The sequence below is a fragment of the Allorhizobium sp. GW101-3B10 genome, from assembly GCF_059424725.1.
On record NZ_JBWKZR010000001.1, the window covers coordinates 1,739,473 to 1,764,775 of the forward strand.

21 protein-coding genes are annotated in these 25,303 nt (G+C 63.9%); 2 read left to right on the forward strand and 19 right to left on the reverse strand.

The genetic code is table 11. The annotated features are described in order from the left end of the window. Window positions 1-65: 65 nt before the first annotated feature. The 5 genes from AC07Y0_RS08380 to AC07Y0_RS08400 form a co-directional block, all read right to left on the reverse strand. Window positions 66-2,540 carry a beta-mannosidase gene (locus tag AC07Y0_RS08380; RefSeq protein ID WP_498676278.1) on the reverse strand — a complete coding sequence of 825 codons (2,475 nt, stop codon included), beginning with the start codon at window positions 2,538-2,540 and terminating at the stop codon, window positions 66-68. Between the two features lie 300 nt (window positions 2,541-2,840). After that, window positions 2,841-3,932, reverse strand: a complete 1,092-nt coding sequence (locus AC07Y0_RS08385) for an ABC transporter ATP-binding protein (protein WP_498676280.1) — start codon at window positions 3,930-3,932, stop codon at window positions 2,841-2,843. Between the two features lie 6 nt (window positions 3,933-3,938). Further along, window positions 3,939-4,883 (reverse strand): carbohydrate ABC transporter permease, encoded by a 945-nt coding sequence (locus tag AC07Y0_RS08390; RefSeq protein ID WP_498676282.1) that lies wholly within the window; start codon window positions 4,881-4,883, stop codon window positions 3,939-3,941. Beyond that, the gene (locus AC07Y0_RS08395) at window positions 4,876-5,778 is read right to left on the reverse strand and encodes a carbohydrate ABC transporter permease (RefSeq protein WP_028735125.1); all 903 of its coding nucleotides are present in this window, start codon (window positions 5,776-5,778) and stop codon (window positions 4,876-4,878) included. The genes AC07Y0_RS08390 and AC07Y0_RS08395 overlap by 8 nt, the downstream gene beginning before the upstream one ends. Before the next feature lie 132 nt (window positions 5,779-5,910). Further along, window positions 5,911-7,146 carry an ABC transporter substrate-binding protein gene (locus AC07Y0_RS08400; protein WP_028735124.1) on the reverse strand — a complete coding sequence of 412 codons (1,236 nt, stop codon included), beginning with the start codon at window positions 7,144-7,146 and terminating at the stop codon, window positions 5,911-5,913. A 450-nt stretch (window positions 7,147-7,596) separates the two neighbouring features. On the opposite strand from AC07Y0_RS08400, the gene AC07Y0_RS08405 reads away from it, so the two are divergent. After that, window positions 7,597-8,631: a LacI family transcriptional regulator gene (locus AC07Y0_RS08405; RefSeq protein WP_498676284.1), complete on the forward strand. Its 1,035-nt coding sequence runs from the start codon at window positions 7,597-7,599 to the stop codon at window positions 8,629-8,631. A 328-nt stretch (window positions 8,632-8,959) separates the two neighbouring features. Here the strand turns inward: AC07Y0_RS08405 and gnd are convergent, their stop codons facing one another. From gnd to ccoN, 9 genes are all read right to left on the reverse strand, one after another. Further along, the gene (gene gnd, locus AC07Y0_RS08410) at window positions 8,960-10,384 is read right to left on the reverse strand and encodes an NADP-dependent phosphogluconate dehydrogenase (protein ID WP_498676286.1); all 1,425 of its coding nucleotides are present in this window, start codon (window positions 10,382-10,384) and stop codon (window positions 8,960-8,962) included. A 104-nt stretch (window positions 10,385-10,488) separates the two neighbouring features. Beyond that, complete coding sequence (ccoS, locus tag AC07Y0_RS08415) at window positions 10,489-10,644, reverse strand: cbb3-type cytochrome oxidase assembly protein CcoS (RefSeq protein ID WP_084638408.1); 156 nt, start codon at window positions 10,642-10,644, stop codon at window positions 10,489-10,491. Further along, on the reverse strand, window positions 10,641-12,947 hold the full coding sequence (locus AC07Y0_RS08420; RefSeq protein WP_498676288.1) for a cation-translocating P-type ATPase: 2,307 nt from the start codon (window positions 12,945-12,947) through the stop codon (window positions 10,641-10,643). The genes ccoS and AC07Y0_RS08420 overlap by 4 nt, the downstream gene beginning before the upstream one ends. Then, window positions 12,944-13,441 (reverse strand): FixH family protein, encoded by a 498-nt coding sequence (locus AC07Y0_RS08425; RefSeq protein ID WP_498676290.1) that lies wholly within the window; start codon window positions 13,439-13,441, stop codon window positions 12,944-12,946. The genes AC07Y0_RS08420 and AC07Y0_RS08425 overlap by 4 nt, the downstream gene beginning before the upstream one ends. After that, window positions 13,438-15,024, reverse strand: coding sequence for a cytochrome c oxidase accessory protein CcoG (ccoG, locus tag AC07Y0_RS08430; protein WP_498676291.1), 1,587 nt, complete (start codon window positions 15,022-15,024; stop codon window positions 13,438-13,440). Before ccoG ends, AC07Y0_RS08425 begins: the two co-directional genes overlap by 4 nt. A 286-nt stretch (window positions 15,025-15,310) precedes the next feature. Then, window positions 15,311-16,174 (reverse strand): cytochrome-c oxidase, cbb3-type subunit III, encoded by an 864-nt coding sequence (gene ccoP, locus AC07Y0_RS08435; protein ID WP_498676293.1) that lies wholly within the window; start codon window positions 16,172-16,174, stop codon window positions 15,311-15,313. A 3-nt stretch (window positions 16,175-16,177) separates the two neighbouring features. Beyond that, window positions 16,178-16,330: a CcoQ/FixQ family Cbb3-type cytochrome c oxidase assembly chaperone gene (locus AC07Y0_RS08440; protein ID WP_028735117.1), complete on the reverse strand. Its 153-nt coding sequence runs from the start codon at window positions 16,328-16,330 to the stop codon at window positions 16,178-16,180. Between the two features lie 10 nt (window positions 16,331-16,340). Then, a complete protein-coding gene (gene ccoO, locus AC07Y0_RS08445) occupies window positions 16,341-17,072 on the reverse strand; it encodes a cytochrome-c oxidase, cbb3-type subunit II (protein ID WP_498676295.1) in 732 nt (243 codons plus the stop codon). Between the two features lie 15 nt (window positions 17,073-17,087). Beyond that, a complete protein-coding gene (ccoN, locus tag AC07Y0_RS08450; RefSeq protein ID WP_498676297.1) occupies window positions 17,088-18,716 on the reverse strand; it encodes a cytochrome-c oxidase, cbb3-type subunit I in 1,629 nt (542 codons plus the stop codon). Window positions 18,717-19,005: 289 nt separating this feature from the next. On the opposite strand from ccoN, the gene AC07Y0_RS08455 reads away from it, so the two are divergent. After that, window positions 19,006-19,530, forward strand: coding sequence for a hemerythrin domain-containing protein (locus AC07Y0_RS08455; protein WP_498676298.1), 525 nt, complete (start codon window positions 19,006-19,008; stop codon window positions 19,528-19,530). 64 nt (window positions 19,531-19,594) lie between these two features. On the opposite strand, the gene AC07Y0_RS08460 is transcribed toward AC07Y0_RS08455, so the two are convergent. From AC07Y0_RS08460 to AC07Y0_RS08480, 5 genes are all read right to left on the reverse strand, one after another. Further along, window positions 19,595-20,326, reverse strand: coding sequence for a PAS domain-containing protein (locus AC07Y0_RS08460; RefSeq protein WP_498676300.1), 732 nt, complete (start codon window positions 20,324-20,326; stop codon window positions 19,595-19,597). Window positions 20,327-20,598: 272 nt separating this feature from the next. Then, window positions 20,599-21,528, reverse strand: a complete 930-nt coding sequence (locus tag AC07Y0_RS08465; protein WP_498676301.1) for a lipid A biosynthesis lauroyl acyltransferase — start codon at window positions 21,526-21,528, stop codon at window positions 20,599-20,601. Window positions 21,529-21,530: 2 nt separating this feature from the next. After that, entirely contained in the window at window positions 21,531-22,559 is a 1,029-nt protein-coding gene (locus tag AC07Y0_RS08470; RefSeq protein ID WP_498676303.1) for a zinc-binding dehydrogenase, read from the reverse strand. 163 nt (window positions 22,560-22,722) lie between these two features. Continuing rightward, the gene (locus AC07Y0_RS08475; protein WP_498676304.1) at window positions 22,723-24,009 is read right to left on the reverse strand and encodes a beta-ketoacyl-ACP synthase; all 1,287 of its coding nucleotides are present in this window, start codon (window positions 24,007-24,009) and stop codon (window positions 22,723-22,725) included. 12 nt (window positions 24,010-24,021) lie between these two features. Continuing rightward, entirely contained in the window at window positions 24,022-25,227 is a 1,206-nt protein-coding gene (locus tag AC07Y0_RS08480; protein WP_498676305.1) for a beta-ketoacyl-ACP synthase, read from the reverse strand. Window positions 25,228-25,303: the final 76 nt, after the last annotated feature.

Genomic DNA, 25,303 nt, shown 5'->3' on the forward strand with positions numbered 1-25,303 from the left:
CCTCCTGTTTTTCGGACGTTCAGCGCGGGTCCGCCGTGACGTCCTGTTCTTGTCTGACGATCGCCTCAGCCGAGTTGCTGGCAGCTCTGGAGATCGTAGGTTCGAAACTGCGGGATCCGGCCATCCTCGAGGGGCGTGGTCGGGGTAAAGGTGACGCGGCGGCTCATGCCGGCGTGAAGATCGAAGGCGTTGTCGGAGTAGCGACCCGGGCAGTCCGCCTCGAGCATGACGAAGAGCGCGAGGCCGGTGGCGCTGACCGTGATCTCGAACCGGCCGTCGGCGAGCGGAGCGACGCTCGTCTCCAGGCCGGAGGGCTGGAGTTCCAAGGCCTTGTAGGGCTGAAGCGCCAGGTGCCCCTCGCCGCTCATGCCATTGGTGGCGATGAAGCTCCAGGCGAGCAGCGCGTCGACTGGGATTTCCGTCTCGTCGAGCGTCAGGAGTGGCGCGGCGCGGTCGGGCGGGCATGTGCCGGTGGCGGTGCGGATCGGCAGGCGCTCGCCGTCGAGGGTGACGGCAAGGAGGTTCATGTCGATCGTCAGCTCTTCCAGGGTGTCGTTGACCATGGAGAAGGCAATGCTCGTTCCGTCCTCGCTCGGGACGGCGACGACATTGACCGGCTGGAAGAAGCGTCGCGCCATGTAATGCAGCGCTTTCCAGCTGCCGCCATAGTCGAGGCTCGACCAGGAGGCGACCGGCCAGGTGTCGTTGAGCTGCCAGTAGAGCGTGCCCATGCAATGGGGTTTCAGCGATCGCCAATAGTCGACCGCCGTGCCGATCGCCAGGCCCTGCTGGATCTGCGAGAGATAGACGAAATTGGCAAAGTCCTTGGGGAAGCGGAAATAGCGGAACATGGTGCCGGCGATCCGCTCGTTGCCGCCGGCATTCTTCTGGTGCAGCTCGATCACCGGCGAAGCGATGTTCATGTCGCCCGTGTCGGCGAAGGTCTCGATGACCGGCATCGAGGTGTAGGACTGGAAGCCGAATTCCGAGCAGAAGCGCGGTTTGATAGTTCGGTAATTAGCGAAACTCTTATTCTCGTGCCAGACGGACCAGTAGTGCATGTCGCCGGAGCCGTCGGCATGCCAGGCGTCGCCGTAGTCGAGATAGCCCGAGGCCGGGCTCGACGGCCACCAGATGGCTTTTGGATAGGCCTTCTTGACCCCCTGCTCGATAACCCGGTTCAGGCGGTCATAGGCGACGAGATAACGGTCGCGATTGTCGCGGCTCTCCTTGAACCAGGTGAGCGCGCCGACCAGTTCGTTGTCGCCGCACCACAGCGCGATCGACGAATGGGAGGACAGGCGGCGGACCTGATAGTCGACTTCCTGGGAGACGTTCGACAGGAAGTCCTCGGTGCAGGGATAGAGGTTGCAGGCGAACATGAAGTCCTGCCAGACCATCAGGCCGAGCCGGTCGCAGAGGTCGTAGAAATAGTCCTGCTCGTAGAATCCGCCGCCCCAGACGCGGATCATGTTCATGTGGGCGGCGACCGCTGACTGCAGCAGGTCCTCGGTCTTTTCCTGGCTGGCGCGGGAAAAGAGCGCGTCGGCCGGGATCCAGTTGGCGCCGCGGCAGAAGATCTCGCGGCCGTTGACCTTGAAGGCGAAGCGCGAACCGGCCTCGTCCGGGTCGGTAATGAGGGCAATGGTGCGCAGGCCGATGCGGCGGGTCAGCGTCTCGCCCGGAATGTCGGCGGACAGCGTATAGAGCGCCTGCTCGCCGCTGCCGGCCGGCCACCAGAGGCGCGGCCTGTCGATGTGGAAGACGTGGGCGATCACGGTCTCGCCGGCGGGAATGCCGCAATCGAGGCGCTCGCGCACACCGTCGAATTCGAAATGCACCGGCACGACGCTCGGCTCGAAGGCATGGAGGGTGAGCCTCACATGCAGGTCGACGCTGCCGTCCTCGTGATGGACCTGCTCGGTCTCCAGATGCTCTATGCGCGCCGGGTCGAGCTTCTTCAACGCAACCGTGCCGTAGAGGCCGAGCGGTGCCACCGCGATGTTCCAGTCCCAGCCGAAATGGCATTGCGGCTTGCGCAGCATGTTGCCGTTGGCGATCGGCGAATTGTTCGTCGAATAGGGAATGTAGAAGGGCTGGCGCGCCTGGCGCTCGGCGCCGGCTGAGATTGAGGAGTGCAGGAGAATGCGGATGGTGTTCTCGCCCGGCTGGAGCGCGGCCGAGACGTCCGGCCGGTAGCGGCGGAAGCAGTTGTCGGCGGAGAGCACCGGCACGTCGTTGACGAAGACGACCGCGACCGTGTCGAGATAGTCGATGTCGAGGTACCATTGGCTGTCGGCGTGATCGAGAAAGAACGACCGTTCCAGCGTCCAGTCATGCTCGGCCACCCACTGCACGGCTTCCTCGTTGCGGCCGAAATAGGGGTCGGCAATGATGCCGGCGGCTTGAAGCGCCGAATGCACGTCGCCCGGCAGCGTCATCGCCGCTCCGTGCTGACCGTCGGCCGTGGACAGGCGCCATTCGCCGGAGAGGTCGATGGTGTTCTGTGTGTCGGAAGCAATCGTCATGGGCCATCTCATTTCGGGCCGTCGGCCCATTGCATTTCTTGCGGTCATAAGGGGCCATGCTTTCAGGCCCCTCATCCGCCTGCCGGCACCTCTGCCAGCCCTTCGCTGGGGCTCAGGGCGTTCGTCATTCGAAACGATTCACTGGATCGTTTCGTCGGCTTCGCCGACTATTCCTCACCCCCGTGAACGGGGAGAAGGGACAAGCGGCCCCGCCCCGGCCATTCCCTCTCCCCGCCTACGGGGGTCCGAAGGAGGGGTCGAGACACGCGGCTCGACCCCCGTCGGGTCAGGGCGAGGGGCAGGTCATGCGTCTCATAGCCGCTCCTCCGTCTCCGCATCGAACAGCGAGGCAACCGACATGTCGAAGCCGAGGCGCAGCTTTGCACCCGGCCGATAGCGGCGGGTGCCGGAGGTGCGGACCGACATGACGTGGCCGGCATGTTTCAGCCACAAGAGGTTGTCAGCGCCCATCGGTTCCTCGATGTCGACCACGGCCTCGTGGGCCTCGGCGCCGGCCGGCACCTCGTCGTCGATCAGCACATGTTCCGGGCGGATGCCGAGTACCACCTTGCTGCCGGGGTTAAGCGGCCCGGCCGCCTCGTAGCCGTCGAGGAAGAAGTCGACGCCGTTGGTGGTGAAGACCAGGCCGCTTGCCCGCTCGACCAGTTCGCCGCGCAGGAAGTTCATCGAGGGCGAGCCGATGAAGCCGGCGACGAACAGGTTCTTCGGCCGGTTGTAGATGACCATCGGATCGTCGAGCTGCTGGATCACGCCGCTCTTCATGATGGCGATGCGGTCGGCGAGCGTCAGCGCCTCGATCTGGTCGTGGGTGACGTAGATCATCGTGTTCTTCAGCGAATGATGCAGCCGCTTGATCTCGACGCGCAGCTCCGAGCGCAGCTTCGCGTCGAGGTTGGAGAGCGGTTCGTCGAACAGGAAGACGTCGACGTCGCGGACCAGCGCCCGGCCGATGGCCACGCGCTGGCGCTGGCCACCGGAGAGCTCGGCCGGCTTGCGCTTCAGAAGCGGCCCGATCTGCAGGATCTCGGCTGCACGCGCCACCTTCTCGCGGATCTTGTCTTCCGGCACCTTGGCGACCCGGAGACCGAAGGACAGGTTCTTCTCCACCGTCATCTGCGGATAGAGTGCGTAGGACTGGAAGACCATGCCGATGCCGCGGTCCTTCGGCTCCTCCCAGGTGACGTTCCTGTCCTTGATGAAGATCTGCCCGTCGGTCGGCTCCAGCAGGCCGGCGATGCAATTGAGAAGCGTCGACTTTCCGCAGCCGGACGAGCCGAGCAGGACGAGGAATTCGCCGTCGCGAATGTCGAGGTTCAGGTCCTCGAGAACGGTAACCGCTCCGAACGAGAGCGACAGATCCCTGATCGATACACTGTTGGACATGAGCACTTAACCCTTCACTGCGCCGGCGGCGATACCCCGGACGAAGAGCCGGCCGGATACGAAATAGACGATGAGCGGGACGAGACCGGTCAACAGGGTCGCGGCCATGTTGACGTTGTATTCCTTCACGCCCTGCACCGAATTGACGATGTTGTTGAGCTGAACGGTCATCGGATAGTATTCCGGCCGCGTGAACACGACGCCGAACAGGAAGTCGTTCCAGATGCCGGTGATCTGCAGGATCATCGCCACGACGAAGATCGGCAGCGACATGGGCAGCATGATCCGCCCGTAGATCTGCCAGAACCCGGCCCCGTCGATGCGGGCCGCCTTGAACAGTTCCTCCGGCAGCGAGACGAAATAGTTGCGGAACAGCAACGTCAGGATCGGCATGCCGAAGATGGTGTGGACGATGACGAGACCGGTCAACGTGCCGTAGATGCCCATTTCACGCAGCACGATGACGATCGGATAGATCATCACCTGATAGGGGATGAAGGCGCCGACGATCAGGATGGTGAAGAAGATCTCCGAGCCCTTGAACTTCCAGTTGGCGAGCGCATAGCCGTTCACCGAGGCGATAATAATCGACACGATGGTCGAGGGAATGGTGATGCGCACGGAGTTCCAGAAGCCGCGCGACAGGCCGTCGCAGTTGAGCCCCGTGCAGGCTTCGGCCCAGGCCTTGACCCAGGGTTCGAAGGTGATCTCCATCGGCGGCGAGAAGATGTTACCGAGGCGGATCTCGGGCATGCCCTTGAGCGAGGTCACGACCATCACATAGAGCGGCACGAGATAATAGACGGCGGCGAAGAACAGCGTGCCGTAGAGCATGATGTTGCGCGACGAGAGCGTGCGCCGGGGCTTGCGGCCGCGCGGGCCGGAGCCGACCCTGTCGGAGACTGCGTCGATGCCGGCGGCCGTCGCGTCGAGTGTTGCGGGATTAGCCACGCTTCTTTCCTCCGAATTCCAGATAGGCCCAGGGAACGACGATGATGGCGACGGTCAGCAGCATCATGGTCGAGGCGGCAAAGCCCTGGCCGAGATTCTGCGCCTGGAACATGTAGTCGTAGACGTATTTCGCCGGCACTTCGGAGGCGATGCCCGGGCCGCCGCTGGTCTGGGCGACGACGAGGTCGTAGACGCGGACGATGCCGCTGGCGATGATGACCAGCGTGGTGATGAAGACCGGCCGCATCATCGGGATGATGATGAAGAGATAGGTCCGCCACATCGGAATGCCGTCGACCCGCGACGCCTTCCAGATGTCCTCGTCGATGCCCCGCAGGCCGGCCAGCATCAGGCACATGACCAGGCCGGTGCCCTGCCATAGCGCGGCGATGAGGATGCCGTAGATGACGATGTCGGGATTGTAGAGCGGGTCGAAGGCGAAGCTCTCCCAGCCGAGCGAGCGCACGATCGACTGCACGCCGAATTCCGGATTGAGGATCCACTGCCACACCAGCCCGGTGACGATGAAGGACAACGCGAACGGGTAGAGGAAGATCGTCCGGAAGGCATTCTCGAAGCGGATCTTCTGGTCCATCAGGGCGGCCAGCAGGAAACCGATCACCAGGCTGAAGATCAGCGACAGGATGCCGTAGACGGCGAGGTTCTCGATGGCCATCAGCCAGCGCGGGGCGGCCCAAAGGCGCTCGTACTGGTCGAGACCGACGAAGGAGAGCCGCGGCAGCAGCTTCGAATTGGTGAAGGAATAGAAGACGGTCCAGAGCGTTCCGCCGAGGAACACCACGACGGCGGTCAGGATCATCGGGATGGAGGCAATCTTCGCATTGAGATTGCGCAGCAATTGGTTCGGCCGACCGGCGCGCACTTGGCCCGTCATGGGTCACTCCCTTTCTTCGCGATCCGCATTGGTGGCGTGACCCGGCCTTCGACAGCCGGGCCCGACACCCCTCCCCGCAGCCACCGGCCCCGCCCAAGGCGGGACCGGCACACTGCGGCCGGGAGGAATGGATCAATCGGCGCTGGCGATGATGTCGGTGAAGCGCTTCTGCGCATCCTCCGGCGTCATCGACGGCGTGGCGAAGAACTCGGAGAACAGGTCTTCCATCTGCTTCTGGCTGTCGGCAGACAGCATCTGGTCGGTGCTGATCAGGACATTGCCCTTGGCGAGAATGTCGAGGCCCTTCTTCATGCAGTCATTGGCAGCCGCCAGATCGACGTCGCCGCGGATCGGAAGCGAGCCCTTCTTCAGGTTGAAGGCGACCTGGGTGGCCGGATTGACCAGCGTCGAGGCCAGCACTTCCTGCGCCTTGGACTTTTCCTCGTCCTTCAGCACCGGGAAGTAGAAGGCGTCGCCGCCTGTCGTGATGATCTCGTTGACGCCGAGACCCGGCAGGCAGGTATAGTCCTTGCCGGCCACCTGGCCGGCCAGCTGGAATTCACCCTGCGCCCAGTCGCCCATGATCTGGCCGCCGGCCTTGCCGGTGATGACGAGATTGGTCGCCTGGTTCCAGTCCTGGACATTGCTGCCCGCGGACATGCGGCGCGCATCGTCGGCAGCCTTGAACACCTTGGCGATCTCAGGCCCGGCCGCCACTTCCGCGTCCTTGTCCTGGAACACCTTGAGATAGGTGTCCTTGCCGCCGATGGCGATCATCAGAACACCGAAGGCGCCATTGGCCTGCCACGGCTGGCCGCCGACCGCGAGCGGCTGGATGCCGGCCTTTTCAAGCGCCGGAGCAGCCGCGACGAACTCGTCCCAGTTCTTCGGAACGGGCACGCCGGCCTTCTCGAAGGCGGCATTGGAAAGCCACAGCCACTGCCAGGAGTGGATGTTGACGGGGGCGCAATAGATCTTGCCGTCGATGGTGCAGGAATCCAGCAGGCTGAGCGGCCGGATGAAGTCCTTCCACTTTTCCTTTTCCGCAACGGCGGTCAGGTCGCGCATCAGGCCCGACTGCGCCAGTTCTTCGGCCTGGCGGCCGTGGTTGAACTGGGTGGCCGCCATCGGGTCGCCGCCGGTGATGCGGCTGACCATGATCGGACGTGCCGTTCCGCCCGAACCGGCGATCGCGCCGTCGACCCATTTATTGCCGGTGGCGTCGAATGCCTTGGCGAGTTCGGCGACCGCGGCCGCCTCGCCGCCCGAGGTCCACCAATGGGTGACCTCGAGGTCGGCAGCCTGGCTTACGGAAAACGGTAGTATTGCGCTTGCGGCCAAAGCTGCCGCGACGCTACGAAAATTCATGAGTGTCCTCCCTCACTGAAACGTTGCCGGAAAAATCTATTACAATCGATTTAACGACGCAACCTCCGCGATGTCAATTTTATGCTACACCGCCGTTTTCCACCCTAGGCAGCACGCAAATGCAGCATTGGACACCCCAAACGCGGGTAGTGAAAAGCTCTGCGCAACCCGGTTTTACCGCTGTGTTTTCGGCACTTTGCCGCGTTGCGGCAGGCATTTCCGTGCATTGCGGCAAATTCGCGTGAAACCTGGCGTGCCACGCGGACCTTTTTCAATGCTTCCCTCCATGCGTGCGTAACGGCCACGACAGATAGAAAATTCCCGCTCGACAAAGCTACTGTATCGTTACAGATTTAAGCCGTTGTTCGTTGCGCATTGATCGTCCCGCCGCGTTTGCAGCCGGCGCGCGGGCAACTATAATGGCGGCTCAAGGGAAGCGGCGGGGACAGCATGAAACATGACAAGCCGCGGGACGGATCAGGTCTCGCGAAGGAAGGCAAGGAGCGGCCAACGCTCAAGACGATCGCCTTCATGACGGGCCTGGGCATCACCACCGTGTCGCGGGCACTGAAGGACGCGCCGGACATCGGCGCGGAAACCAAGGAGCGGGTGCGCATGGTGGCGCGTCAGCTCGGCTACCAGCCGAACCGCGCCGGCGTGCGCCTGAGGACCGGCAAGACGAACGTGATCGCCCTGGTGCTCAGCATCGACGAGGAGATCATGGGCTTTTCAAGCCAGATGGTCTTCGGCATTTCGGAAGTGCTTTCGGGCACGCCCTACCACATCGTCGTCACGCCGCATTCGCACAGCAAGGACCCGATGCAGCCGGTGCGCTACATCCTCGACACGGGATCGGCGGACGGCGTGATCATTTCGCGCATCGAGCCGGACGACGCCCGGGTCAGGCTGTTGACCGAGCAGAACATGCCCTTCGCCACCCACGGCCGCACCGATGCCGGGCTCGTCCATCCCTATCACGACTTCGACAACGAGGCCTATGCACGCCAGGCGGTGCAGAGGCTGGTGGCGCGGGGCCGCAAGCGCATCGCCCTTTTGCAGCCACCGAGCAAGCTGACCTATTACACGCATACGCGCACCGGTTTCCTGGCGGGCCTTCGCGAGTTCGGCGCTAGGGAAGTACCGCTCTCCATCAATATCGACACGCCGCTGGCGGAGATCCGCGACGGGATCGAGGCGCTGATGCGCTCGCCCGACGCGCCGGACGGTATCATCTGCGCGTCGGGAAGTGCGGCCATTTCTGTCAATGCCGGCATCGAGGCAGCGGGCAAACGCGTCGGGCGCGACATCGACATGGTATCGAAGCAGTCGGCGCCGATCCTCAACTGGATCCGGCCGGAGATCATCACGGCCTACGAAGACGTGCGCCTCGCCGGCCGCGAACTCGCCAAGGCGGTGATCGCCAGCATCGACGGCGTGGCGCCCGACATGCTGCAAAGCATCAGCCAGCCGGTTTGGGACGACTGAGCGCGCCGCGGGTCGCGGGAACTTTGCTCGCGCGCGAAAAGTTGGCGCCTGATGGTGGTGCGCGACGGGCGTGGCCTCCCTCTTCTCCCCAGCGGGGAGAAGTGCCGAACGCAGTGAGGCGATGAGGGGGCTAAGTGCGCCGACCTCAGGTGGCTTCGCTCCCCCTCATCCGGCGCTACGCGCCACCTTCTCCCCGCTGGGGAGAAGAGGGCCTCTCGACTCCGCTCCTCGTCTCCAGTCGTCGCTGACGAAGAATTGCCCGTGGTGTCGCCGACAATCCGAGGCGGCCCCTAACCGACATCTTATCCTTGACGACGTGCCCCGAAGCTCAGCCGCCCGCGCCCCATGGCCCGTGGGGGATCGCAAGACCGTCGATGCGGTCGAAGCCGTGGGCGCCGAAGAAGTCGCGCTGGGCCTGGATGAGGTTGGCGGTGCCGCGGGCCTGGCGGTAAGCGTCGAAATAGGACAGCGCCGAAGACAGGGCCGGAACCGGAATGCCGGCGGTGACGGCGGCCGAGACGATGCGGCGCAGCGACGGCAGGCTCTCGGCCACCATGGCGGAAAAGGCCGGCGTGACGATCAGGTTGGCGACGTCGGGCTTTTCGGTGAAGGCCTTGGTGATCTCGTCGAGGAATTGCGAACGGATGATGCAGCCGGCGCGCCAGATGCGGGCGATGGTCGGCATGGGGAGCGACCAGCCGAATTCGCGCGAGGCCTCCGCTATGACGGCAAAGCCCTGAGCATAGGCGCCGATCTTGGCGGCGAACAGCGCCAGTTCGAGATCCTTCAGCAGGGCCGCGCCGTCCTCAAGCGGGAAGGCGTAGGCCGGCGCACCGAACAGCGCCTCGGCCGCCTCGCGCTCGGCCTTCATCGACGACAGGCTGCGGGCGGCGACCGCCGCCTCGATCGCGGTGGCCGGCACGCCCATCTGCTGCGCCTCGATCACCGACCACTTGCCGGTGCCCTTCTGGCCGGCGCGGTCGAGGATCATGTCGACCATCGGCCTGCCGGTTTCCGGGTCGGCGCTGGCGAGCACCTTTTCGGTGATCTCGATCAGGTAGGAGTTGAGCCGGCCGCTGTTCCACTGACCGAAGATCGCGCCGATCTCACCGGCCGACTTGCCCAACCCGTCGCGCAGCACGCCGTAGATCTCGGCGATCATCTGCATGTCGGCATATTCGATGCCGTTGTGGATGGTCTTGACGAAGTGCCCCGCCCCGCCCTCGCCCAGCCAGGCGCAGCACGGATCGCCCTCGTAGCGGGCGGCGATCGAGGTCAGCACCTTCTCGACGCGGGCGTAGGACTGCTGCGTGCCGCCGACCATGATCGAGGGGCCGTGACGCGCGCCCTCTTCGCCACCGGACACGCCCATGCCAATGAAGGTCAGTCCTGTGTTCTTCAGCCGGTCGAAGCGCGCGATGGTGTCGCGGAAATTGGCATTGCCGGCGTCGATGACGATGTCACCACCGGCCAGCAGCGGCTTCAGGGCGTCGATCTGCTGGTCGACCGCCTCGCCGGCCTTGATCATGATGATGATCGGCCGCGGCGGGCGGATGGCAGCGACGAAGGCCTCGATAGTGTCGCAGCCGATGATGGCGGGAGCGAGCGCCCCGGCCTCGGCGACGAATTCCGCGGTGCGCGCCGGCGTGCGGTTGAACACCGCGATGCGGCTGCCCTTCTCGGCGATGTTGAGGGCCAGGTTCGATCCCATGACCCCAAGACCGATCAGTCCGATTTCCGCAAGTTCCGCCATGTGTGCCTCTTCGCCTCGAATGGATAAGGAGCACTTTGTGGCATTCTGAAACCTTGCCGACAAGCCGCGAAAACTTGACCGCCATCAAAATTTACTGAAGCGTTTCAGTCGCCCGGCTTGTCGTCGTCGTCGGAAAGCACCCGCCAGGCGGCCCCGTCCAAGTCGTCATACTGGCCGCTCTTCAGCGACCAGAGGAAAGCGAACAGCCCGAGACCACCGAGGAAAAGGGCGATCGGGATCAGGTAGATCAGCATGTTCATGAGGCGAGCCTGGCGTCCGGCGCGACGAAACGGGCGGGCGCGACCGGCTGGCCGGAGCCGGCATCATCCTTGAGGGAAAGCCGATTGAGGCGCAGCGCATTGACGACGACGATGATCGACGAGGTCGACATGGCGACGGCGGCGATCAGCGGCGTCGCATAGCCGAGGATGGCGATCGGCACGGCGATGACGTTGTAGCCGATGGCCAGCGCGAAGTTCTCGCGGATCAGCCGGCCGGCGCGGCGCGAGGCCTCGATGGCGAAAGCGACCGAATCGAGATTCTGCCGCATGAAGACGAAATCCGCGGCCTGGCGGCCGACATCGGCGGCCGTTGCGGGCGCGATCGAGACATGGGCTGCGGCGAGCGCCGGGGCATCGTTGATGCCGTCGCCGACCATCAGCAGCTTGTGGCCCTCGGCCTCGACCGCGGCGCAGAATTCGGCCTTGTCGCGGGGCGCGAGTTCGGCCTTCCAGTTGGCGATGCCAAGGCGCTGGGCGAGCGCGGCGACGACGCCTGCGCGGTCGCCCGAGAGAATGCCGACCGAGAAGCCCTCGCCCTTCAGCAATGCGATCGCCTTTTCGGCGCCCGGCCGCAGCGTGTCCTCGAAGCGGAAGGATTGCAGTTCGCGTCCGTCGAGGGACAGGACGACTTCGGAATAGGCATGGTCGCCGGTCTCGCCGGCCCTTTCCGCGCAGGCAAACTTGCGGCTGCCGAGGCGGTAAACGCCCTCGGCTGTCTCCGCCTCGATGCCGGCGCCGGGGATTTCCCGCACGGCGTCGATCATGCGCGGCGCCACGCCTGCCGCACGCCACAGGGCCTGAGACAGGGGATGGCGCGAATGCCGGGCAAGGCCCGCGGCAATGGCGAAGGCCCCGGCATCGATCGCCGCGGCGTCGATGAGGCGCGGCCGGCCCAGCGTCAGCGTGCCGGTTTTGTCGAAGGCGACGGAGTCGATCTCGGCCAGCCGCTCCATGGCAGAACCGTCCTTGACCATGATGCCGGCCTTGAACAGGCGGCCGGCCGCCACGACCTGCACCACCGGCACGGCGAGGCCGAGTGCACAGGGGCAGGTGATGATCAGCACGGCCACCGCCACCAGCAGCGCATGCTTCCAGTCGCCGTCGTAGAAGCCCCAGCCGAAGAAGGTCAGAAACGCGGTCAGATGAACGGCCGGCGCATAGAATTGCGCCGCACGGTCGGCGATGCGGCGGTAACGCGCGCGTCCGCCTTCGGCCGCTTCCATCAGGTTGATGACTTCGGCGAGGAAGGAGTTCCTGGCCGTCGCGGTCGCCTCGATCACCAGCGAACCGGTGAGGCTGAGGGTGCCCGCCTGCACGGCATCGCCGACGGCGACCTGCTGGGGGGCGCTTTCACCGTTGATGATCGACACGTCCATGTCGCTGGCGCCGGTGACGATCACACCGTCGACCGGCATGCGGTCGCCGGCGGCCACCGCCACGCGATCGCCGACACGCACGTCGTCCAGCGGACGATATTCGCGCGAACCGTCCGCGCCGACGACCATGGCGCCGCGCGGGGAAAGCCGTGCCAGGCCGCTGATGGCCGAGCGGGCGCGATCGCGCATGATGTGGTCGAGGGTGCGGCCGATCAGCAGGAAGAAGAGGAGCGACGCGGTCGCGTCGAAATACGCATGCTCACCGTGGTGGATCGTCTCCCACAGCGAGATGAAATAGGAGAGCGAGATGCCGATGGCGATCGGCACGTCCATGTTGCTGCGGCCGTGTTTCAGGGCGTTCCAGGCGGACTGGTAGAAGAAGCGGCCGGCATAGATCAGCGCGGGGGCGGCGATCATCGCCGAGATCCAGTGGAACATGTCGCGCGTCGAGGCATCGGCGCCCGACCAGACCGAAACCGACAGCAGCATGATGTTGGTCGCGGCAAAACCGGACACGGCGACGGCGCGGATCAGCTGGTTGCGCAGCGAATCGGAGGCTTCCTCGGCCGCGGTGAACAGATGCGATTCATAGCCGGTCGCGGCGATCGCCCGGGCGAAGTCGACCGGGTCTGTCTCGACGTCGCCGACCTTGTCCTTCCAGACGACCGAGACGCGCTTGGTCGACAGATTGACCCGGGCGCGCTCCACTTCCGGCCGGGCGCGCAGCGCCCGCTCGATCGTGCTGATGCAGGTGCCACAATGCACGGCGGGCACGCTGAGGTCGGTCTGCAGCAGCCCCTCCCCCAGATCCCGGCTGGCGAGCCTCAGCTCTTCCGCTGTCGGAAGCGCATGGCCCGCACGCTCGATGTCGAGCGCGCCTTCGGTTCCCGCCGCGCAGCAGCTCATTTTGCCTCTCCGATCACCGCGATGCGGTTCGCTTCGTGCATGATGGTCTGGCCATCCTTGACGGCCACGACCTCGACGATCCAGTGACCGTGCAGGACTTCGTGCGAGGCCTCGTAGACCCCGGCGCCTGCAGGCTGCAGCTTGGCGACGAAGTCCTGATGCTCACCGACCGGCCGCTTGAAGTGGGCGGTCACCTTGTCGGCGATCACCGGCTCGTCGCCCGGAAGCGTCAGGGCATAGTGGATGCGATCGCCCTTGACCTCCAGCTTGCCCTTGATGCCCGTCGCCAGCATGGATCGGATTCCGGCGGCCTTGCCGTTGAACTCCTGGCTTGCGACGTAGGTGTTCTTCACCACAAGGCCGCTCCACGTCGAGGTGGCGAAATAGGCCATGGTGAGGTTGACGGTGATGATGGTGCCGAAGAACAGCAGCATCGCCCCCAGCATGTGCCAGCCCGTAAAGACGAAGGACGGCTTCTCGCTCTGTGTGGTCATTTTTTCGCTCCCGGGCCGAAGAAGACTGCGTCGTAGGTGTCCTGCTCGTCGCCGCCTTCATCCTTGATGACGAATTCGAAGTCCTCGGACTGGTGCTCCAGACGACCGGCCGGCAGGGTCACGAAGACCTTGAGCGTCGTAGCCTCGTCGGGACCGGCCGCGACGGAGAACGAACGCACGGCGGTTTCGTCCTGACCGTTCACCTTCATCGTCGCATCCGGCAAACCATCGAGCGACACGCTGATATTGCGCGGTTGCGGGATCATGTTCAAGATGCGCACGGTGTAGCCATTGCGGATCGAGCCATCGGATTCCATCACGAATTGCGGATTGCGGTCGTGCAGCACGTTGACCTCGAGACGGTCGCGGCTCAGCAGCGCGACGAGCAGGCCGACACCGACCGCCGCCCAGACGCCCATGTAGAGCAGCGTGCGCGGGCGGAAGATGATCCTCCAGTCGAAATGGCGGATCGAGTCGATGAACTTGCCGTCGGCATCGCGCACCTTGCGCGGATCGATCGGGGTCGCGCCATTGCCGGTGGCCAGCGCCATGTTGCCTTGGTACTCGTCGAGCGTCGCATAGGCGATCAGGCCGCGCGGCTTGCCGATCTTGTCCATCACGCTGTCGCAGGCGTCGATGCACAGCGCGCAGGTGATGCATTCGAGCTGCTGACCGTCCCGGATGTCGATCCCCATCGGACAGACGGCGACGCAGGCATTGCAGTCGACGCAGTCGCCGACGGACAGCCCAGCCGCCGCCGCCTTCTTCGAGCCGCGCGTGCGCGGCTCGCCGCGCCAGTCGTTGTAGGTGACGACCAGCGAATTCTCGTCCAGCATCGCGGCCTGAATGCGCGGCCAGGGGCACATGTAGATGCAGACCTGTTCGCGCATGATGCCGCCGAAGACATAGGTGGTGGCGGTGAGGACGGCGACCGTCATATAGGCGACCGGCGCCGCATAGCCGGTGGCGAAGTCCACCGCCAAGGTCGGCGCATCGGCGAAGTAGAAGATCCAGGCACCGCCGGTCGCCACAGCGATCGCCAGCCAAATGGCATGCTTGACCACGCGCTTCCAGATCTTGTCGAAGGTCCAGGGTGCGGTTTCCAGCTTCATGCGGGCGTTGCGATCGCCTTCGATCGCGCGCTCGACGACCAGGAAGAGGTCGACCCACACGGTCTGCGGACAGGTATAGCCACACCAGGCGCGCCCGACCGCCGAGGTGATGAGGAAGAGGCCGAAACCGGCCATGACGAGCAGGCCCGCGACGAAGAAGAATTCCTGCGGCCATATCTCGATGAAAAAGAAGTAGAACCGGCGGTGCGCGAGGTCGATCAGCACGGCCTGGTCGGGAGCGAATTCGCCACGGTCCCAGCGCAGCCAGGGCGTCAGGTAATAGATGCCGAGGGTGACGAGCATGACCAGCCACTTGAACTGGCGGAAGCGGCCCTCGGCCCGTTTCGGGAAGATCTTCTTGCGTGCTTCATAGAGGGGCCGCCGGATCTTCGCCGACATGACCGGCTCGGCCTCATGGCGTTCGACTTCGACGGGTTCGCCCGCCGCTCCTTTGTCAGCATGCAGATTCATTTCAGGACCTCTTCTTTTAGCGCTTCTTCTCCCATCTGGCACCATACCTCGCCTTGACTTATATCAAGCAGCGGCGAAGCGTCGCAATGCATAGGAAAGGCGCTATATCGGGCCGGATGCGGCGTTCTTGCGCAGCAAGGGGGCCTGCCGCGGCCCACCATGCGGCGACTCTGAAGCAAAACGCCACCGACGCAAGAAAAAACCACGCCCGAAGGCGTGGTTTCGATTCTGAGCGACCGTCCGGCGGGAGCGCAGCGAGGCGCCCCGCCGGAACCTGTCGACCGGCTTATTCGCCGCCGCCCAGCGAATGGACGTAGATGGCGAGCTGCTTGACGGTCGTTTCGCCGAGACGCGCATTCCATGCCGGCATGACGCCGTGCTTGGGACGCGAGACATGCTCGACGATGCTGGCCTCGTCGCTGACCTTCAGCCAGATGGCATCCGTCAGGTTCGGTGCACCGAAGTCGCGACCGCCCTTGGCATCTTCGCCATGGCAGGCAGCGCAGTTTTCGGCGAACACGGTCTTGCCCGGCTCGACCATGGCGGCATCTGCCGGCGTACCACTCAGGCTGACGACATAGGCCGAGACCTGCTTGATCTGCTCGGCATCCAGAATGTCGGCATAGGCCGGCATTTCGGAAATGCGGGTGTCAGGATCGCTGTCGTAGCGAATGCCGTGGGCAAGCGTGGTGTTGATCGATTCCAGATCGCCACCCCAGAGCCAGTCGTCGTCGTTGAGGTTCGGATAGCCCATGCCACCGGCTGCGCCCGAGCCGTGGCACGGCGAGCAGTTGACCTTGAAGGCTGCCGCGCCGCCGGCGACGGCAAACTGGGTCAGGTCCTTGTCGGCGACGATCTCGGCGAGCGGCATTGCGGCGATCTTTTCCAGAAAGACCGACTGCGCAGCCTTGGCATCGCTGAGTTCAGTGGCAACCTCTGCGCGGCTGGAATAGCCGAGCAGCCCCTTGGTGCTGTCCTTCAGGAGCGGCCAGGCCGGGTAAGCGATCGTGTAACCGATCGCCCACACGATAGTTGCATAGAAGGTCCAGACCCACCAACGCGGCATCGGATTGTTGAGCTCGCGGATACCATCCCAAACGTGGCCTGTGGTTTCGACGCCGCTGATTTTATCGATTTCTTTTTCAGACATCTCTTAGTCCTCCTTGAGAGGGATGCTTGCCGCTTCGTCAGCAACTTTCTTGCCGCCGGGCCGGAAGGTGAAGACGACAACGCCGACAAAGAACAGGGTCATGGCGAGCAAGCCCCAACTGTCCGCGAAGTGGCGCATGGCCGTATAGGTTTCCATGTGCCCCTCCTCAGCGATAGCCGGTTGCGTCATCATAGGTGGTGAAGTCGACGAGCGTGCCGAGCATCTGGAGATAGGCGACGAGCGCGTCCATTTCCGTCAGTTCGGCAGGATTGCCGTCGAAATCGCCGACCTTGGCTTTCGGATAGCGAGCCAGCAGAGCTGTCGTATCCGCGTTCGGATCCGCCTGGGCCGCAAGATCGGCTTCGGCGTTTGTGATCATGTCATCCGAGTAGGGTACGCCAACGATCTTGTTGGTCTCCAGATTTGCCGTGACATTGGCAACCTTGAGCGGCGTCGTCTTGAGGAACGCGTAGCTCGGCATGATCGATTCCGGAACGACGTCACGCGGTTCGGTCAGGTGCTGGACGTGCCATTCATTGGAATAGCGGTCGCCCACGCGGGCCAGATCCGGACCGGTACGCTTCGAACCCCACTGGAACGGATGGTCGTACATCGACTCCGCTGCCAGCGAGTAGTGACCGTAGCGCTCGACCTCGTCCTTGAACGGACGGATCATCTGGCTGTGACAGACATAGCAGCCTTCACGCATGTAGATGTTGCGGCCGGCCAGTTCGAGCGGCGAGTAGGGACGCATCCCCTCGACCTTCTCGATGGTGTTTTCGAGATAGAAGAGCGGTGCGATTTCCACGATGCCGCCGATGGTCACGACCAGCAGGGAACCGAGGAGCAGAAGGCTGGAGTTCTTCTCGAGGATTTGGTGTTTATCAAGAATGGACATTGTTAGCCTTCCTTCTTATTCGGCCGGCTGGGCGGCAGCGGGTACGACGGAGCCGGGGATCGGTGCTTCCTGGCGTTCGTAACCGAGGATCGTCATCAGGACGTTGTAGGCCATGATGAGACCACCGACGAGGTACATGGCACCACCGACAGCACGCAGCACGTAGTACGGGAACATGGCGGCGACCGATTCGGCGAACGAATAGACCAGGAAGCCCTGCTCATCGTATTCACGCCACATCAGACCCTGCTGGATGCCGGCAACCCACAGAACGGCGGCGTAGACGACGATGCCGAGGGTAGCGAGCCAGAAGTGCCAGTTGACCAGGCGCATGGAGTACAGACGATTGCGGTTCCACAGCTTGGGAGTCAGGTAGTAGACGGCGCCGAAGGTGATCATGCCAACCCAGCCGAGTGCGCCGGAGTGAACGTGACCGATGGTCCAGTCGGTGTAGTGGCTGAGCGAGTTGACCGACTTGATGGACATCATCGGACCTTCGAAGGTCGACATGCCGTAGAAGGCGATCGCGATGACCATCATGCGGATGATCGGGTCGGTGCGGATCTTGTCCCAGGCGCCCGAGAGCGTCATCAGACCGTTGATCATGCCGCCCCAGGAGGGCATCCACAGCATGATGGAGAAGACCATGCCGAGCGTCTGCGCCCAGTCCGGCAGAGCCGTATAGTGCAGGTGGTGCGGGCCGGCCCAGATGTACATGAAGATCAGAGCCCAGAAGTGGATGATCGATAGGCGGTAGGAGTAGACCGGACGGCCGGACTGCTTGGGCACGAAGTAGTACATCATGCCGAGGAAGCCTGCGGTCAGGAAGAAGCCGACGGCGTTGTGGCCATACCACCACTGCGTCAGCGCATCCTGGACACCGGAGAAGGCCGAATAGCTCTTCACGCCGAGGAACGAGACCGGGACCGCCAGGTTGTTGACGATGTGCAGCATGGCGATGGTGACAATGAACGACAGGTAGAACCAGTTCGCCACATAGATGTGGGATTCGCGCCGGGTCATGATCGTACCGAGGAAGGTGATCAGATAGGCAACCCAGACGACGGTCAGCCAAAGGTCGACATACCATTCCGGTTCGGCATATTCACGGCCTGCGGTGATGCCGAGCAGGTAGCCGGTGGCGGCCATGACGATGAAGAACTGGTAGCCCCAGAACACGAACCAGCCGAGCGAACCGCCGAACAGCCGTTGGCGCGAGGTGCGCTGCACGACATAGAAGGAGGTGGCGATCAGCGCGTTGCCGCCGAAGGCGAAGATGACGGCGGACGTGTGCAGCGGACGCATGCGGCCGAAGTTGAACCACGGCTCGATGTTGAGGTCCGGAAAGGCCAGTTGCAGTGCCACGACGACACCGACGAGGAAGCCGACGACGCCCCAGAATACCGTGGCGATCACGCCGTACTTGACGACTTCGTCAAAGTATTCGGACTTGATCTGCTCGGCAGACTTGACGTTTGCCGGTGCGAACTTCATGCGACGGAGCATGACGATCGTACCAGCAGTCAGCACGAAGAACGCCACCCACATGTGGACGGCGAACAGGCTGTCCTGGGCAAAAGCGACCCCGAGCAGCGCGGCGAAGGCGAGGACCGCCATCACCATTGTTTCTAACGTGTAATTCATTGTTGGTATCCCCCAACGCTTGCTGATCATTCACGAACGGAAACCCCACCGGAGATTCCTTCCGCCTCACGTGCAGAATTCGCATTCCGCCTCACAATCCACCTTGATCCAAATCAATGCAAGCAGCGACTGAATTGCGGAAACATAGATACAAGCTTCCCATTCTGCGATTTGCAGCCTCGGCGCCATGCGTCATCGCAGCGCATCCCGAGAGGGAGACTGTTTTTGGGCACGAACCTGTCCGGCGGATTTCGATCTCAATGGCGGCGGATGCCCGGGAGGAGCGGAAATGCAGGCGAAATCGATGAGCAACGACCCGAAAGAGACGGCGAACCAGCTCCCCCCCGACGGTGCCCTGGAACCGTGCCAGCGCTCCCTCGCCTGGCTGCGCAGAGCCCATGAGGAGCAGCTGTCGCTCTGCGGCGAACTCGAGGAAATCGCCGACTCGCTGCCCGCCAACATCAACCGGCAGAAATGCATCTACGCCGCGAAGGCGCTGGGTCCGTTGATCAAGGGCGTGCACCACTACGAGGAAACCATCCTGTTTCCCTGGCTCGAAACCGCCAGCCGGAATGTCGAGCACCTGCGCGAAACCCTCGACCGGCTGAAATTCGAGCACTGCGAAGACGAGTGCTTCGCGGAAGAGCTCACCGATGCGCTCTTGAAGCTCGGCTCAGGCAGCGCGGTGAACATGGAAGCGGTCGGCTATATGCTGCGCGGTTTCTTCGAGGGCATGCGGCGTCACATCGCTTTCGAGCGGGAATATCTGCTGCAGCACCTCCCGGAAGACGCCAGGATCAGCGGCTGCAACTGAATCCCGCCATCATTCGCTGGAAACGGCTGTCGGCAGGCGTGCGCGAGCCCCTACCCGGCGCCTGTCAGGCGGCGATGTCCCCGGGCAAGCGCTGGTCTTCCAGCAATGTCAGGATGGCCCCGATCACGTCGCCCCGCGGCGTGCGCAAGGGTGCGGCACGGCTTCGCAAGGCGATGCCCATGCCAGAGATTCGCCACCAATAGCAGACCTCCGATTGCTCGCCGGCGAAACACCGGTCGAGTTGCTGGCGGATGTCCTGCGCGATCTGGGCATCATCGACGAATTCGAACAGATTGCGGCCGACCAGATCGAGCTGGGTGGCTCCCAGCCATTCGGCATGCGCCGGATTGCAGTACAGGAACCGGTAGTCGAGGGTCACGACCGCGACCCTGTCGGGCATGCTGTTGAGGATCGATTCGTTGAGATAATTGTCCTCGCCGTCCATCCTGGCTCCCAGGTTGGCGAGCGGAACGGAGGAAGCGGAGCGCTCCCGCACGTCGCCGAAATACCGGTCGAGAAGAATGGACAGCACGGCTGCATGGCGCTGGACACAGGACCGGTCATCGGCGTCCTCGCGGATGAGGCTGCCAATGAAGCGCAGTTGCATGTGGATTTCGGCGATGTCGCTGGCGTGATAGTCGACGACGGCCGCGATGAGCGGATCGAGTTCCCGGTCAAGCAGCCGGACCAGATGATCGTCACCAACCCGGATCGCCTGCTGCAGCTGCGAATTCTTCAGCGAGACCGCCTCGAAGAGCGGCAGCAAACTGGGATGGGAGGAGACTTCGAATGCCACTTTGACAACTGCCCTGGTGAACGCGACGAGGAGAAACCGGCGTCGGCGGATGTGCAATCGCAACACGCACCGACGTTTGATGCATGAGGCGGCTGTTAACATGAATGATTCTCACATTCAATCGCCTAACTTTAAGGTATCAAAGCCACCACGGGCGCGAACACCCTGAAAAACAGAGGGAATTGGCAGTAGTCAAGCCACTTGCGGCCGGTCGCCGCAACCGCGCCGAGGCGGCGCGCGCGAAGCACCTAAAAAAGTCAGCACCGCCTCGCCTACAGCTCGCGCTTGATGTTCCAGCGGTCGTGATACCAGAGCCATTGTTCCGGATATTCCCGTACCCAGGTCTCGACCTTGTTGTTGAGGAGTTGTGCAGTCGCGGTGACGTCGAGCTGGCCTGCCGCATTGCGCGGCAGTTCGACCCGGGGCTCGATTTCCAGGCGGAATCGGTTGCCCGGCAGGCGGATGCAGCGGGCCGGATAGACGTCGCAATCGAACTGGCGTGCCAGCTTGGCGAGCAACGGATTGGTCTTTACGTCGCGGCCGAAGAACTTGGTCGACACGCCCTTCTTGAACTTCTGGTCAACAAGTACGCCGACGCCGCCGCCGTTTTCCAGCTGGCGCGCCAGGGCAAAGGACGAGCCGGCATGGGACGGCACGAGTTTACCCATGCGCTTGGCGCGGAACTCGAACACCTTCTCGCCGATATAGGGATTGTTCGGCGGGCGGAAGAGCACCGTCACGTAGAGCCCGAAGGCGGCGCCGGCGACCGGCAGCAGCTCGAAATTTCCCGTATGAGCGGAAAAGACGATGAACGGGCGTGGATTGTCGCGCAGGTCGAGGAAGAGCGGGATACCAGAGACCTCGATCCGCCCCTCGCCCAGCTTTTCCGGATCGAAATCGAACAGGCGGTCGAGGAACACATATTCTGCCGCCAGCCGCCCCATATGGCCCCAACTACCGAGCGCGATCGCCTCGATCTCGGCCTCGCTCTTCTCCGGAAAGGCGTTGCGCAGATTGGTCAGCATCAGACGGTGGCGGCTGGTCATCGGTCCAACGTAGCGCATCAGCCGGTCGGCGAAATTGATCGCCGGATCGGCCGGGAAGATCTTCAACAGCGTGAGGAAGCCGAAGGCGAACTGCGCCACCGCCCATTGCGAAAAGCGGCGCGATGCGAGGACAAGCCGGGTGATGAAGAGCTTCACGCTCAATCCATCCTCAGGATGATCTTGCCGAACACCTGCCGCCCCTCCATGCGCGACAGGGCGCGGTCGATATCCTCGAACCGCACCTCGGTGTCGATCACCGGATGGACGATACCGCGCGCCATCTTCTGCATGGCATTGGCCATGTTCTCCATGCGGCAGCCGAAAGAGCCGATAAGCCTCAGCTGCTGCTGGAAGAGCATCATCAGATTGATGTCGGTCGATACGCCGGACGTCGACCCGCAGGTGACCAGGCGGCCGCCGCGCTTCAGGACGAACATCGATCCAGCCCAGGTGTCCTTGCCGACATGTTCGAAGACAACGTCAACGCCCTTCTTCTTTGTCAGCTTGCGCACCACGCCCTCGAAACGGTCGGTGCGGTAGTTGATGACATGATCGGCACCGAGCGCCTTGGCGGGTTCGATCTTGTCGTCGGAACCGACGGTGGTGATGACGGTGCAGCCCATCTTCTTGGCGAGCTGGATCGCCGCCGTGCCGATGCCGGAACCGCCGGCATGGACGAGGATGGTTTCGCCCGGCTCGAGCTTGGCATTGTCGAACAGCATGTGCTCGACCGTGCCGAAGGTGACCGGAGCAAGGGCGGCCGCGACTGCGTCGACGCCCGGAGGGGCCGGCACGAGCAGGCGGGCCGGCAGGTTGATCTTTTCCTGGGCGAAGCCGTCGAGATGGAAGCCGTGCACGCCAGAGACGTTTTCGCAGAGATTGTCGCGCCCCTCGCGGCAGGGCTTGCACAGGCCGCAGGTGCGCGCGCCGTAGATGGCGGCGAGCTGGCCCGGCAGGATGTTGCCGACGCCCGGGCCGATCGCTTCGACTACGCCCGACGCTTCGGCGCCGATGACGAGCGGCATCTTGCGCTTGGCAAATGCCATTCCGCGCCAGCCCCAGACGTCGATGTGGTTGAGCGCCACGGCCTTGACGCGAAGCGTGACCTCGCCCGGGCCGGGCGCTTCCGGCTCCGGAAGATCGACGATTTCGAGCTTGCGGTCTTCGACGAGTTGCAGTGCGCGCATAGTTCCTGTTCCTTCCAGGTCCACCAGGCTGGCGAAGACGTCATCCCACGTCCATCGTCATGCTCGGGCTTGTCCCGAGCATCTGCTGACCTTCGCTATTTCACCGACGTCTGGAGGTCCTCGGCACGAGGCCGAGGATGACGTCCCTCATATGGCGCTGGCCTTAGACCGGTTCTCGCGTCATGACAAGGCTGGCGTTCTGCCCGCCGAAGCCGAACGAGTTCGACAGCACGGCCGAAACCTCCGCCGAGCGCTTCACGTTCGGCACTACGTCGAGTTCCATCGCCGGATCCGGATTGGTGTAGTTGATGGTCGGCGGCAGCGTGCCGGTCAGCATGGTCTGGATCGAGAACACCGCCTCGACCGCACCTGCCGCCGTCAGCGTATGACCGATCATCGACTTGTTGGACGACACCGGAATGCTCTTCAAGCGATCGCCGAACACCGCGAGCATGGCGCCGTATTCCATCTTGTCGTTTTCCGGCGTCGAGGTACCGTGGGCATTGATGTAGCCGATCGCGCTTTCCGGCAGTCCGGCATCGTCGAGCGCCGCATGGATGGTGGCGATCGCCGGGCCGCCGTCCGGCGAGGAGCGCGTGCGGTGGAAGTGGTCGGCCTTTTCGCCGCAGCCCTGGACGATGCCGAGCACGTTCGCCCCACGGGCGATGGCGGATTCCAGCGATTCCAGCACCAGGGTGGCCGCCCCTTCGGCGATGACGAAACCGTCGCGATCCTTGCTGAACGGCTTGGAGGCCTTTTCCGGCGGATCGTTCTGGGTCGAAAGCGCCGACAGCAGCGAGAAGCGGATGACCGATTCGGCACTGACGGAACCGTCGGTGGCGATGGTGAGCGCCCGGTCGGTGCGGCCCTGGCGGATGGCTTCCACGCCGAGCTGGATGGCGGTCGCGCCGGAGGCACAGGCGGTCGACAGCGTGACCGGCAGGCCGCGCGTGCCGAAGCGGTCGGCGAGCCGCTCCGAGATCGAGCCGAACTGCACGGCCTCGAGGAAGACCGGGTCGGCCTTCTGCCGCATGGCGGCCAGGAAGCGTTCATAGGCATCGCCGGGATGGCTGGCCGGCGGCGAGCGCTCGGCAAGGGCGAAGCGGTCGGCCCATTCGGGTTCCACCGGCGGGGCGGCGAGGAAGAGCGGTCCGTCGAAGTCGCCGGTGAGGCCGGCCTGGGCCAGTGCCTCGATCGTCGTCTCGCGCGCCATGGCATAGGAGCGCTCGACCGAATTCGGTGCAGGAATGTCGATGAAGTCGACGGTGCCGCCGATGCGGGTCGACATGCCCTCGGTGTCGAAGCGGTTGATATAGTGGATGCCGGACTTGCCCGACGTCAGCGCGTCCCAGTTGTCGGAAAGCCCCTGGCCGAGCGAGGTGATCACGCCCATGCCGGTGACGGCGACGATCGGGCGGCCGAGATGGTCCTTGAAACGGTTGTCTGTCATGCTCTCAACTCCTCACGCATCGGCCGAGACGAAGGCGATGCCCTCGCCGCGCGTATAGCCGACCGTGGTCACGACGGCGTGGCGGGCGGGCGCGATCATGGCGGCCTCGTGCGCCGGATCGAAGGGCGGCACCTTGGCGCCGGAATCGATGGCGAGCGCCGCAAGGGCCAACCCGAGCGGGAACTGGGCTTCCAGACCGTGGCCGGTCGAGCCGCCGTAACCGCGGACCGGCATGCCGGGGAATTTTTCCGCCAGCACGGCCTGTTCTCTCGTCGCCAGGTCATGCAGACCGCTCGAACCGGAGAAGACCACCGTGTCTGCGGCGCTCACGTCGCCGGCGAGCTTCGCCAAGCGTCCAAGACGCTTCTCCAGTCCGCCGTCGTCCCGCTTGCCGCGGTCGCCCTCGACCGCTTCTAGAACCGCATAGATGTGGGCGCCGCGCGCTTCAGCATGGGCCCGGCTTTCCAGCATGAGGAAGGCGCCGACCGTGCCGAGGACCATGCCGCCGCCCTCGCTCGACTGCCGCGACCACAAGGGCTTCCATTCGCCGGTGGAATGGGCCTGGATGCCCTCCACCAGTAGCAGGATGTCTGCCCGCTCGGCGATGAAGGCGCCGCCGACCAGGGTATGGGTCGACTGGCCGGCCCGGATGCGGGAAAAGGCCGTCTCGATCGCCGAAATGCCGGCTGATTCCTCGCCCATGAAGGTGCGCGACGAGCCGGTGACCTTGTGGACGATGGAGATATTGCCGGCCATGAGATTGGAGAGCTGGGCGAGGAACAGCGTCGGGCGCAGTTCCGTGGTCAGCTTCTCGATCAGCAGGCGCTCGCGGTCATTACGCTTCAGCGCCTCGTCGACGATCAGGCTGTCGACCGCGATGTCGCGCTCGCCGCCACCGGCCGCGACGATCAGATCCATCGATCCGCAGGCTTCCAGGTCGTCCTTCATGCCGGCGTCATCGAGCGCCAGACCGGCGGCATAGACGCCGAGGCGCTGCCAGTTCTCCATCTGCCGCTGGTCGCCGCGCTTGGCGATCTGCTGCGACCAGTCGATCTCCGGAAGGCGGTGGACCGGGTACGGCTTGAACTTTTCCGTCTCCAGCACCGGCGGCGGCGCCGTGGCGGAAGACAGGAGGGCAAGATGCGCCTCCTTGCCGGTGCCATGGCAGGTGACGATGCCAATACCGGTGATCACCACATCGTTCGGCTTCTTGCTCATTTGCTGTCCTCTCGCCGGCGACACGGCCAGCGCATCGAACCCTGCACGGGCTCGCATCCATCAGAATAAAGGTATC

What these genes read in the sequence shown, in the direction of transcription:
- ccoP (WP_498676293.1), bottom strand. Translation starts at nt 16,174, where the DNA reads ATGTCTGAAAAAGAAATCGATAAAATCAGCGGCGTCGAAACCACAGGC.
- AC07Y0_RS08455 (WP_498676298.1), top strand. Translation starts at nt 19,006, where the DNA reads ATGCAGGCGAAATCGATGAGCAACGACCCGAAAGAGACGGCGAACCAG.
- AC07Y0_RS08480 (WP_498676305.1), bottom strand. Translation starts at nt 25,227, where the DNA reads ATGAGCAAGAAGCCGAACGATGTGGTGATCACCGGTATTGGCATCGTC.
- AC07Y0_RS08385 (WP_498676280.1), bottom strand. Translation starts at nt 3,932, where the DNA reads ATGTCCAACAGTGTATCGATCAGGGATCTGTCGCTCTCGTTCGGAGCG.
- ccoG (WP_498676291.1), bottom strand. Translation starts at nt 15,024, where the DNA reads ATGAATCTGCATGCTGACAAAGGAGCGGCGGGCGAACCCGTCGAAGTC.
- ccoN (WP_498676297.1), bottom strand. Translation starts at nt 18,716, where the DNA reads ATGAATTACACGTTAGAAACAATGGTGATGGCGGTCCTCGCCTTCGCC.
- AC07Y0_RS08475 (WP_498676304.1), bottom strand. Translation starts at nt 24,009, where the DNA reads ATGACAGACAACCGTTTCAAGGACCATCTCGGCCGCCCGATCGTCGCC.
- AC07Y0_RS08440 (WP_028735117.1), bottom strand. Translation starts at nt 16,330, where the DNA reads ATGGAAACCTATACGGCCATGCGCCACTTCGCGGACAGTTGGGGCTTG.
- AC07Y0_RS08420 (WP_498676288.1), bottom strand. Translation starts at nt 12,947, where the DNA reads ATGAGCTGCTGCGCGGCGGGAACCGAAGGCGCGCTCGACATCGAGCGT.
- ccoS (WP_084638408.1), bottom strand. Translation starts at nt 10,644, where the DNA reads ATGAACATGCTGATCTACCTGATCCCGATCGCCCTTTTCCTCGGTGGT.
- AC07Y0_RS08425 (WP_498676290.1), bottom strand. Translation starts at nt 13,441, where the DNA reads ATGACCACACAGAGCGAGAAGCCGTCCTTCGTCTTTACGGGCTGGCAC.
- AC07Y0_RS08395 (WP_028735125.1), bottom strand. Translation starts at nt 5,778, where the DNA reads ATGACGGGCCAAGTGCGCGCCGGTCGGCCGAACCAATTGCTGCGCAAT.
- AC07Y0_RS08380 (WP_498676278.1), bottom strand. Translation starts at nt 2,540, where the DNA reads ATGAGATGGCCCATGACGATTGCTTCCGACACACAGAACACCATCGAC.
- ccoO (WP_498676295.1), bottom strand. Translation starts at nt 17,072, where the DNA reads ATGTCCATTCTTGATAAACACCAAATCCTCGAGAAGAACTCCAGCCTT.
- AC07Y0_RS08470 (WP_498676303.1), bottom strand. Translation starts at nt 22,559, where the DNA reads ATGCGCGCACTGCAACTCGTCGAAGACCGCAAGCTCGAAATCGTCGAT.
- AC07Y0_RS08400 (WP_028735124.1), bottom strand. Translation starts at nt 7,146, where the DNA reads ATGAATTTTCGTAGCGTCGCGGCAGCTTTGGCCGCAAGCGCAATACTA.
- AC07Y0_RS08405 (WP_498676284.1), top strand. Translation starts at nt 7,597, where the DNA reads ATGAAACATGACAAGCCGCGGGACGGATCAGGTCTCGCGAAGGAAGGC.
- gnd (WP_498676286.1), bottom strand. Translation starts at nt 10,384, where the DNA reads ATGGCGGAACTTGCGGAAATCGGACTGATCGGTCTTGGGGTCATGGGA.